The organism is Cryobacterium frigoriphilum (assembly GCF_004403305.1).
Lineage (GTDB): Bacteria > Actinomycetota > Actinomycetes > Actinomycetales > Microbacteriaceae > Cryobacterium > Cryobacterium frigoriphilum.
Genome location: NZ_SOHE01000006.1, coordinates 35136 through 45860, shown reverse-complemented (window position 1 = coordinate 45860; position 10725 = coordinate 35136). Strand labels below are relative to the sequence as shown.

At 69.4% G+C, this 10725-nt stretch carries 7 protein-coding genes; 4 read left to right on the top strand and 3 right to left on the bottom strand.

The genetic code is table 11. The annotated features are described in order from the left end of the window. Positions 1–12: 12 nt before the first annotated feature. A complete protein-coding gene (locus E3T55_RS20430; RefSeq protein WP_174775406.1) occupies positions 13–426 on the bottom strand; it encodes a hypothetical protein in 414 nt (137 codons plus the stop codon). A 151-nt stretch (positions 427–577) separates the two neighbouring features. Between E3T55_RS20430 and E3T55_RS00885 the strand changes: the two genes are divergently transcribed. Continuing rightward, positions 578–1498: a ribokinase gene (locus E3T55_RS00885; RefSeq protein ID WP_134517699.1), complete on the top strand. Its 921-nt coding sequence runs from the start codon at positions 578–580 to the stop codon at positions 1496–1498. Positions 1499–1981: 483 nt separating this feature from the next. Here E3T55_RS00885 and E3T55_RS20425 read toward each other — a convergent pair whose 3' ends face one another. Both E3T55_RS20425 and E3T55_RS00870 read right to left on the bottom strand, forming a co-directional pair. Further along, complete coding sequence (locus E3T55_RS20425; RefSeq protein ID WP_174775405.1) at positions 1982–7297, bottom strand: lamin tail domain-containing protein; 5316 nt, start codon at positions 7295–7297, stop codon at positions 1982–1984. 141 nt (positions 7298–7438) lie between these two features. Further along, positions 7439–7804: a sterol carrier family protein gene (locus E3T55_RS00870; RefSeq protein WP_134517696.1), complete on the bottom strand. Its 366-nt coding sequence runs from the start codon at positions 7802–7804 to the stop codon at positions 7439–7441. 85 nt (positions 7805–7889) lie between these two features. On the opposite strand from E3T55_RS00870, the gene purD reads away from it, so the two are divergent. The 3 genes from purD to E3T55_RS00855 all read left to right on the top strand — a co-directional run bounded on the left by purD (position 7890) and on the right by E3T55_RS00855 (position 10632). Then, entirely contained in the window at positions 7890–9155 is a 1266-nt protein-coding gene (gene purD / locus E3T55_RS00865) for a phosphoribosylamine--glycine ligase (protein WP_134517695.1), read from the top strand. A 60-nt stretch (positions 9156–9215) separates the two neighbouring features. Continuing rightward, the gene (locus E3T55_RS00860) at positions 9216–10166 is read left to right on the top strand and encodes a phosphoribosylaminoimidazolesuccinocarboxamide synthase (RefSeq protein ID WP_134517694.1); all 951 of its coding nucleotides are present in this window, start codon (positions 9216–9218) and stop codon (positions 10164–10166) included. Between the two features lie 88 nt (positions 10167–10254). Then, the gene (locus E3T55_RS00855) at positions 10255–10632 is read left to right on the top strand and encodes a VOC family protein (RefSeq protein ID WP_134517693.1); all 378 of its coding nucleotides are present in this window, start codon (positions 10255–10257) and stop codon (positions 10630–10632) included. Positions 10633–10725: the final 93 nt, after the last annotated feature.

The window sequence follows — 10725 nt, the reverse complement described above, 5'->3', positions numbered from 1 at the left end:
GCCGCAGCCCCTTTATATCTCGTTGTTGTTGATCGTGCGGGTGTCGGATGCGTTCGTGTCAGATTCGCTCTCCGGCGCCTGATCGGCGCGTGACTCACTGCGGCTCAGTCTATCGGCGACCACGGTGCTCGATCGCCGACCTACCACCCGGTCGAGGATGAGCGCTATGACGCTTCCGAGGGCCACGCCTCCGGCGACGCCGGCGAGCAGCAGAAAGCCGAAGACCTGAGCCCGGCTGAAGTCGGCGTTTTCGGGGTAGATCACCGTGAGAATCAGGGCGGTCAGCACGCCGAGGATCGCACCGAGGATCATGAAGTTCGTGTAGCGCGGGGCGCGGTGCAGGGTGCCGGTGACGGTGCCGATGACGGTCTCAGCGCGTTCGGGCTGCTGTTCCTGCGGTTCGGGCTGCGGTTCGGAAAGGCTCACCCGTCTATTGTTCCACGAGCAGCTGCTCCTACTGCCGCGAAAGCCCTGCCCTCTTTTCGCGAAAGCGGGTGAATCGTCGTTCTGGCTGCGGCAAACCGACGATTCACCCGCTCTCGCGGACGGGGGCTGCGGGCGCTGGCAGACTGGAGCGATGACTATCATCGCCGTACTGGGCAGCGCCAACATGGACCTCGTCGTTCGGCAGCCACGGCTGCCCGAACCGGGCGAGACCATCTTCGGCCACGGCTTCACGACCGTTCCGGGCGGCAAGGGCCTCAACCAGGCGGTCGCCGCGGCTCGTCAGGGCGCCGCCGTTGAGTTTCTCGGCGCGGTCGGAGCGGATGCCTACGGGGCCGAGCTGCGGGCGCTCGTCGCGAGTGAGGGCATCCGCTCTGAGGGGCTGGCCGAGTCGGTCGAGCCGACCGGCACCGCGCACATCAGCGTGACGGATGCCGGCGAGAACTCCATCGTCGTCGTGTCGGGTGCGAACGCGACCGTCACGGCGCTGTCGGCGGAGCAGCGGGCGACGATCAGCGGCGCCGGATTTCTCGTGATGCAGTGCGAGCTGCCGATCGCGGTGCTCGCCTCGGCCATCGAGGTGGCCCGGGCTGCCGGCGTGTTCACCGTGCTGACCCCGGCACCGGTGGTGCCGCTGCCGGCCGGTTTTCTCGCATCCGTCGACCTGGTCGTGCCCAACCAGATCGAGGCGAGCGCGCTGACCGGTGAAGCGGATGCCGCCCGCGCCGCTGAGCTGCTCAGCGCCGACACGACCTGGGCAATCGTCACCCTCGGCGCCGAGGGAGCGATCGTGGCCTTCGACGGCGAGGTGCTCGGCCTCGCCCCGGCCCGCCCGGCGACCGCGGTCGACACGACCGCCGCCGGGGACAGCTTCGTGGGCGCCCTCGTCGCCCGGCTCGCGGCGACGGATGCCGCGGTGGCTGGCTCGGTCTCCCCCGAGGCCATGGTCGATGCCGTGCGCTGGGCGACGGTCGCCGCCTCGCTCACGGTCACCCGTCCCGGCGCCACGGAGTCGTTGCCGATGCTCGCGGAGGTCGCCGCGATCCTCGGGTGAGTTCTTGCGCGCTGGCGGCCGCGCAGGCACGCGCAGGCGTACAGGCCAGGCGGGTCGGCCCGCGGGCCTTCGCTTGAGACTGCGCCCCGCGCCCAAGGGGCCGTTTTTGGCTTCTCGCTCACGAGAAGCCAAAAAGTGCCCCATGGCAGGACTTGAACCACCGCGAGAAGCCAAAATATGCCCCTTCGACTCGATCCATGGGGCTCTTTTTGGCTTCTCACGACCAGCCGACATCCCCCAAGGGGCCATTGTTGGCTTCTCGCTGACGAAAAGCCAACAAACGCCCCATGAGCGAGCCTTCGGGGCGATCGCCGAGACCCCGAGGGGGCGTCGGTGACACCGTGCGGGCCGCCGGCCCTCTCCATGAGGCGAGACCAAGGAGAAGGCGAGCCGGCAGCCCCAACCGCCACGACGCAACTTCCGTGGCGCCCTTCGCCCTGGGCCTTCTCCCGGCCCCGGCCCGGAACGCTGACCAGCCCCGCGTCAGGCCCGGCGAGCCCGCACCGCACGCACGGCGACCACGGCGAGGGCGAGCCCGGCCAGCACCGCGAGCGTGACGAGCACGATTGCCCAGCCGCCGATACCGCCGACGCTGTCGACCGAGTCGAGGGCGGCATCCGTTGCCTCGGACTCGCTCGAGTCGCTTGAGCCGCTCGAGTCGGTGGACTCGTCAGTGTTCTCACTCTCTTGCTCGTTCGCTTCAGCTTCGTCGGCGGCCTCAGCTGCCGCGACAGCGGCGGTGTCGGCGAGCGCCTCGGCAGCCGCGACCGCGGCAGCGCTCAGGGCACCGGACCCCGTGGCCGGCCCGCGGGGCGTCGCGGGCCGGTTCGAGCCGGCGGCAGCGGATGCCGCGGCTCCCGCACCCGGAACCTCGGCCGGAACCTCGGACGGCACCTCGGACGGCACCTCAACTGCGGGCACCTCGACGGGCACCTCCACCTCGGGCACCACGGCCGCCGCGATGGTCAGCCGGCGCACCTCGGAGTACGCCGTCGCGCCGTACGGGTCTTCGCTGAACGCGAACCAGCCGTGGCTGCCGACACCCGGGTTCCAGGCCGCGGTGACCTCGGTGCCGCTCGGCACGTTCTCGAAGGCGGCGATCTCGGTGGTGGTCAGGATGTCGACGGTGAAGGCATCCGTCGCCAGGGACTTGACCGTGGGCGTCATGCCGAAAGCGGCGTAGGGAACGGTGAAGTCCTGGTGTTGTGCTTCAAGGGTCGGGTCGTCGGAGTTGTAGACGTCGAGGTAGGGCGAGTAGGTGCGCACCGCGATCTGCTCGGTCTCGTTGTCGAAGTGCAGCAGCCGCAGGAACGACTGGCCACCCTCCGGCAGGCCCTGATAATCGAAGAGCATCTGGTAGACCTGACGGTCGGCGACGCCGTCACCGTTGTCGTCGAACTCATCGATGCGCGTGAAAGCGTCGTGGTAGTGGCCGGAGAAGACCATGGCGACGTTCGCGTTCGGGGTGATGACCTCGTCGTAGATCTGCTGCGGAATCTCGCCGAGACCGCCGGTGGTCAGCATGTACTCGTGCAGGTTCAGCACGGCCGTGCGCTCCGGGTACTGCGCGAGCACCTCGTTGAGCCAGTCGATGCCGTCCTGTGTGGGCGCCCAGCCCATGTAGAGCATGAGAAAGTCGATGCCGCCGGCGGTGATCAGATCGTAGTGACCGCGGTTGTCTTCGAAGCTGCCGCCGAACCAGGGGTTGGCGTCGTAGCGGTTGTCACCGAAGTACGAGCTGTAGGGCGCGTAGTCGATCTCTTTGTGGCCGACATCGTGGTTGCCGGCCAGCACCCCGTAGGGCAGGCTCGCGTCGTCGAGCATCGTGTAGGCGGCATCGGCGTTCTGCCACTGGCGGGTCTCGTAGTGGTTGTCGACGATGTCACCGGTGTGGAAGAGGTACTGCAGGTTGAGCGCCTCGCGCTCCTCGAGCAGGTAGTCGTGAATGTCGAGCTGACGCTGGTAGTAGGAGTCGTTGTAGTACTGCGTGTCGGACTCCCAGCCGAGCGTGAAGTCGTAGCTCGAGCGGGCGGTGTCGTTGACGTTGTTGACCGGCAGGGTGCTGGTGCGGTCGGACAGGTCGGCGCCGGCGAAGCCCTCCGAGTGCTGGATCAGCACCGTGATGACCCCGTTGGCCACGTGGCCCGCGGCGGGCACCATCGCGTCGAGGGTGAAGGTCGTTGATTCCTCACCGATCGTCACCTGTCGGTCGAACTCCTCCCAGGCGCCGGTGAGGTGGTTCTGCACATAGAGCAGCACCTTCGCGTCGGCGTTAGCGGTGCCGTCCCAGCGCACCCGGGCGGTGAAGTCGTCGCCGGAGTCGGCCGGAACGTCCACCTCGAACAGCTGGTAGGGGAACGCCGCGTCAGACGAGACCGGCTCGGTGACGTCGTCGAGGCGGGCCATCGAGGCGACCTGCTCGGCCGAGAGCAGCTGCTTCTCTGGCCGGTCGACCGCGCTCGCGACCCCGGTCACACCCGAGTATTCGCGCACTCCGTCATCGCCGGCCGCGAGTCGGTCGCCCTCGTTGAGGGTCACGGTCAGCAGGTCGCCGCTCGGGTCGGTGGCGCGGGCGGTGAGCTCGGTACCGCCGGCCTCGACCGAGATCTCGGCACCGTCGAGCGGGGTGATGAGCTCGTTGCCGGGTTCTTCGACCGGGGTCGAGAACAGCGTCGTCTCGCTCGCCTCGTTGCCGATCAGGTCCCGTGCCGTGAGCACGAGGGTGTGCTCGCCGTCGGCGAGCCGGATCGATGAGGTCGCATACGGCAGCTGGATATCGCGGCCGTCGAGGGTCGCGGTGAGCGATTCGAGGCCGGCGCCGGCATCCGTCGCCTCGGCGTCGATCATGAACTCGCCCTGGTAGAGGCGGCCGGCCTCGACGTCGGTCGTGATGGCGGGTGCGAGGTTGTCGACGATGACGCGGCGGCTGCGTGAATCCAACCCGTTGCTGGCGCTGACCGTGTGCGCGCCGTCCGCGGCGAGGGTGGTGTCCCAGGCATGTTCGACGGCCGTGTAGGCATCCGCCGGAATCGTGAAGTGCGCGTCGAAGAAGTCGAGCTTGCCGGCGCTGTCGCCCATGCTGAGAGCGAGGGTCGGGTCGGTATAGCCGGCCGGGGCGAGGGTGCGGCCGTCGGGCAGCACGAGGCGCAGGTTGCGCACCTGAAAGTCGTCGTTGTTCTCGTCGAGGTCGATTTCGGGCGCGACCTTGGTGCCGGCGTAGATGCTCGCGACGAGGTCCTGGCCCTCACGCACGTAGCCGAGCGGTATCGGGGTCGCGATGGTGTCCCAGCCCTCGTAGATGCCGTCGTCGAAGATGCGCAAAATATCGTCGCCGACCAGCACGCCGTTCTTGAAGTAGGTGTCGACGGCGGTCGCCTCGAACACGAACTGCGGTTCACCTTCGAGCTGGGGCGTGGTGGCGACGGATGTGCCGTCCACGTTGAGCGTGAGGCCGGACGGGTACGCGTCCCCGGCCGCGGACAGTGTGCTGAGGCCGCTGAGGTACTGGCCGTCCTCGACGTTCAGGCGAACCGGGGCGGTGTCGAGGCCCGTGAGTCCGACCCGGGTCACGGGGGTGTCGACCGAGTTGTGACCGTCGGTGGCGGTGAAGTAGTACTCGTACCAGCTTTTTCCGGTGAGGTCGACGGACTGGAGGCTGTGTTGGTAGCCGTCGGCGCCATCCGTCGCCAGGTTCAGCTCGAGGTAATCGGCGTCGAGGTTGCTCTTGAGGTGCAGCGTCACGGTGCGGGCCTGCACGTCATCGGTCACCGTGGCGGCGAGCGCGAAGTTCTGCGTGGCGTCGATCTGCCCGAGGGTGTGGTCGGTGACGACCGGCTGCTCGCTGTCCGCGGCGACGATCATGAGCCCGGCGGGTACCTGCTCGGCGAAGACCAGACCGGGGTTGGCGGCGATCGCGCCGAGCTTGGTCTGCCGGGCCGGGTTGGCCGGGTCGGTGCCGTACTGGATGCCGAGGTTGGCGGTGACATCCTTGACGCCGTCGAGGTTGTAGTAGGCGGTATTGACGCTGAAGCCGGTGTTGCTGATGATCTCGATGCCGCGGGCGGCGCCGTTGGCCAGGCCGCCCACGAAGACCTCGACGAGGTCGGTGCCGAGGGTGAGGTCGGAGCCGAACTGGGCGTTGAAGTCGGCGGCGGTGAGGGCGTCGTTCTGGCCGTTCTTGACCCAGAACACCAGTGTGCCGCCGGCGGGGATCACGACGTTCGCGGGCACGGCCGGCCAGCGCAGCGTGGAGCTGTTGCTGAGGTCGGCGAGCGGGTAGAGGTAGTTCAGGGTGTAGTCGTTGAAGTCGATGGGCTCGGAGGTCGCGTTGTAGACCTCGATGAACTCGAAGCCGTCGCCGGTACCGACATTGGTGGTGTCGGGGGTGATCTCGGTGATCTGCAGCGGCGCCGTGACCGTGGTGGGGTCGGGGGTCGCCGTCGCTGTGGGGATCGGCGTGGAGGTGGGCTCGGGCGTCGGCGTGCTCGTCGGGGTCGGGTCTGTCGTGACCGGGGCGGCGACGCCGGGGGTCGGCACGCCCTGGCTGCGGATCAGCGCGGCCGACAGGCCGCCGGCCGGAGCGTCGAAGTGGGCGCTCGCGTCGGTGCCGACCGATCCGGTCGGGTAGAACGACCAGCTGATGCTCGCGTTCGCCGCGTCGACGATGCGCACGCCGCGGTCGCCGCCGTTGGCCATGCCGGGCTGACCGGTGACGCGCACAACCTGGTAGGCCGTGGTGGTCTCGCCGGTGGCGAAGCGGGCCCGGAAGTCGTCGACGGTGAACGCCTGCGTGTCGACCGTGGCGGTGGAGTAGTCGAGCCAGAACACCGTGGAGTCGCCGGCACCGATCACGGTATTCGCCGGAACGGTGAAGGGAACGTCGCTCGCGCGGTCGTCGGAATCGGCGTAAATGTAGTTCAGGCCGACGCCGTCTGCGGTGAGGTCGATGTCGGCCGTCGTGGTGTTGGTGACCTCGAAGAACTCGAAGTTGTCGTAGCCGACGTTGTCGGGGGTGATCTCGGTGACCATCAGTGACGGGGCAGCGGATGCCGTGGGCGTCGGGGTCGGGGTCGGGGTGGCCGTCGGCGTCGGGGTCGGGCTGGAGGTCGGCTCGGTCACCGGGCTCGGCGCGCCGGGGGTCGGAACGCCCTTCGACTGCACGAGCGTGAGCGAGCGGGCCGCGGCATCCGTCGGCGCAGCGAAGTGAGCGCTCGCGTCGACACCGACCGAACCCGACGGGTAATGGGCCCAGCCGATCGAGGTGTTCGTCGCATCGGTCACGCGGATGCCACGCCCGCCGCCGTTGGCCAGGCCCGGCTGGCCCGTGACCCGCACGAGCGGGTACTCCGCGGCGGGGGCTCCCACCGCGGTGAAGTGCGCGCGAAAGTCGTTCTCAGTGACGACGGAGGTATCCACGTTGCCGGAGGTGTAGTCGACCCAGAAGACAGTGGAATCGCCGGCGGCGATGATCGTGTTCGCCGGAATCGTGAAGGGCACGTCCTTGGCGCGGTCGTCGGAATCGGCGAAGATGTAGCTCAGCCCGATACCCGCGGCGGTCAGGTCGATGTCGACGTCGGTCGTGTTGGTGACCTCGAAGAACTCGAAGTTGTCGTAGCCGAGCGTGTCGGGAGTGATCTCCGTGACCACGAGGGGAAAGGCATCCGTCTGCGCGGTGCTGGCCTGCGCGGTGCTGGCCTGCGCGATCGAGCCGGGGGCCGCGGCGGCGGCGCCGAGCCCCAGAAGCAGCACGAGCGCCCCGGCGAGCGGGGAATGACGGATGGGGCGGCGCGAGATCTGCACGGAAACTGGCCTTCGATCGTGGGGCAGGGCGACCCCACGCTAGAGAACCCGGGCTGTCACCGGGTGGCCGCAAGGTGAACGGCTGGGGTTAAACCCACTAATTGGGCGCGGCCGAGCGCAGCGCCTTGGTGCAGGCCGGGGCTACAGCGGCAGCACGGGCACGAGCCCGGTGAGGTCGGCGCGCTGGCCCGAGGCATGGATCGCGCCGGTCGCGACCCCGTCGGCCCAGGTCAGGGCGCCGGTCGCGAGAGCGAGCCAGGTGGCGGCATCCGTCTCGACGACGTTCGGCGGGGTTCCGCGGGTGTGGCGGGGTCCGGCCATGCACTGCGTCGCGCCGAACGGCGGCACCCGCACCTCGAGGGTGTTGCCCTCGGCCTGTTCGGCGAGCAGCTGCAGGGTGTAGCGCACAGCCTGGGCACGGATGTCCCTGCTCGCCTGTGCGCCCTCGGCGAGCGCCGCGCGCACGGCCACCGTGCCCGCTTCGTCATCGATTCGTGCTCGTGCCATGGCTCCAGTCTGCCCGATCGCGGGCGCAGGCCCGGCCGAGGCGCCCGACAGGGGGCGAGCGCCAAGCATCCGGTAACCTGAACCGGTGAGAATTCTTGTACTCGGCTCCGGTGCCCGCGAGCACGCCATCATTACCGCCCTGCTGCGCGAGAGCCCCGGGCACGCGATCACGGCCGCCCCCGGCAACGCCGGCATCGCGGCCGACGTTCCCGTGGTGCCGCTCGACGCGAACGACCCGGCCGCCGTGACCGCGTACGCGGTCGAGCACGCGATGGACCTCGTGGTGATCGGTCCGGAGGCACCGCTCGTCGCCGGAGTCGCCGACGCGCTGCGGGAACGCGGCATCCCGGTATTCGGGCCGAGCCAGGCCGCCGCCGCCCTCGAGGGCAGCAAGACGTTCGCCAAGCGCATCATGCACGAGGCCGGCGTGCCCACCGGCCGTGCCGTGCGGGCCGGCACCCTCGCCGAGGCCGAAGCGGCCCTCGACGAGTTCGGTGCGCCCTACGTCGTGAAGGCCGACGGCCTCGCCGCCGGCAAGGGCGTGCTCGTCACCGAAGACCGCGCCGCCGCGATCGACCACACCGTGTTCTGGCTCGAGCACGGCAGCGTACTGATCGAAGAGTTTCTCGACGGCCAGGAGATCTCCCTCTTTCTGCTGAGCGACGGCGTGACCGTGCGGCCGCTCTCCCCCGCGCAGGACTACAAGCGTCTCGGCAACAACGACGCCGGCCCGAACACCGGCGGCATGGGCGCGTACTCCCCGCTGCCCTGGCTCGACGCGGAGTTTGGCAGCGAGCAGGCGTTCATCGGCGAGATCATCGAGACCGTCGCTCTGCCCACGATCGCGCAGCTCGCGCGGGAGGGCACCCCGTTCGTCGGGCTGCTCTACTGTGGGCTGATCCTCACGAAAGACGGCATCCGCGTCATCGAGTTCAATGCGCGCTTCGGCGACCCCGAGACGCAGGTCGTGCTGCCGCGCCTCGTGACCCCGCTGTCCGAGTTGCTGCTCGCGGCTTCGACCGGCGGCCTGGCCGCCCTGCCGTGGCCCGAATTCTCGTCTGAGGTGGCCGTGACCGTCGTGCTCGCGAGTGAGAATTACCCGGGCACCCCGGCAACCGGGCGCGAGATTACGGGGCTGGCCGAGGCATCCGTCGTCGGCGGCGTCACGATTGCGCACGCGGCGACCGCGCTGCAGGGCGACGCGCTCGTGTCGACCGGCGGCCGGGTGCTGAGCGTCGTCGCCGTCGGAGCCGATTTCGCCGAGGCCCGCGCCCGCGCCTACGAGGCCCTCGGCCACGTCACCCTCGCCGGATCACAGTTTCGCACCGACATCGCGGCCCGCGTCGCCTGAGCTGCCTGAGTTACCCGCCTCGCCTGGCCGAATCGCGCGAGCGAGAGCGGATGCGGGAGAATGGGGACCGTGACTTCCCTTCAGCAGCCCACCCGCCCGCTCGCCGGATGGCACCACGCCTATTCGGGCAAGGTGCGCGACCTGTACGTTCCCACTACGGCGTCAGAAGCGGATGCCCCGGCCGACCTCGCGAGCGCCGCCCGCGTGCTCGTCGTCGCCAGCGACCGGGTCAGCGCGTTCGATCACGTGCTCGAACCGGGAATCCCCGGCAAGGGTGAGCTGCTCACGACGCTGAGCCTGTGGTGGTTCGACCGCCTCACCGACGTACCCAACCACCTCGTGGCCGACCACGAGCTCGTCGGCGACACCGTGCGCGCCCTGATTCCGGCCGAGGTCGCCGGGCGTGCGATGCTCTGCTCCACCCTCGATATGTTTCCGATCGAGTGCGTCGTGCGCGGGTATCTCACCGGCTCCGGCTTCAAGGAATACCTCGTGTCGCAATCGGTGTGCGGCATCGCGCTGCCCGCCGGGCTGCAGAACGGCGACCGCCTGCCCGAGCCGATCTACACCCCCGCCTGGAAGGCCCCGATGGGCCAGCACGACGAGAACATCAGCTTCGAGCGCACCGTCGAACTCGTCGGCCCGGTCGTCGCGGCCGAGCTGCGCGACCTCTCGCTTCAGCTGTACCGCACGGCGTCGACGATCGCCGAGGCGGCCGGCGTGATTCTCGCCGATACCAAGTTTGAGTTCGGCGCGAACCGGCAGACCGGCGTCACGACCCTCGCCGACGAGGTGCTCACGAGTGATTCGAGTCGCTACTGGGACCTCGCCAGCTGGCAGAGCGCGGCGACGCCCGAGGCGCGCATGGAGAGCTTCGACAAGCAGATCGTGCGCAACTGGCTCGCGGCCAACTGGGACGAGACCGGCATCCCGCCGCTGCTGCCACCCGAGATCGTTGAGCAGACCGCGGCCCGATACCACGAGCTGCTCGAGCGCCTCACCGCCGCGTAGCCTCCGGCGCCCCGGCGGCATGTCCCCGGATGTCGGCCCGGCCGGTTCCCGGGCCCGGATGTCGGCGGCGCCCGGTACTGTCGACCTCATGAGAATCAAGATGTGCAGCGTTCACGTTGACGATCCTTCCGCCGCGTTCACGTTCTACACCGAGCTGCTCGGCTTCACCGAGCTCATGCGCATGCCGGAGCACGCGCTCTACATCGTGCGGGCCCCCGACGACCCCACCGGCCCAGGGCTGCTGCTCGAGCCGAGCGACACCAAGGTCGCCAAGGCCTACCAGAGCGGCCTGCACCGCCTCGGAATCCCGGCGATCGTGTTCGGCACCCCCGACGTGCAGGCCGAGTACGACCGGCTGCGCGCCCTCGGCGTGTACTTCCAGAGCGCTCCGAGCACCGATTTCTCGGGCACCACGGCCGTCTTCGACGACGGATGCGGAAACTACATTCAGCTCCACCAGGACTAGGCCGGCAGCGCTGGCCCCGCAGCCGCATCGAGCGGGGCCGGGCGCGGCGCGGCGCTCGTCCACAACGGGGGTCAGATCGGGGCGCGGCGTCGG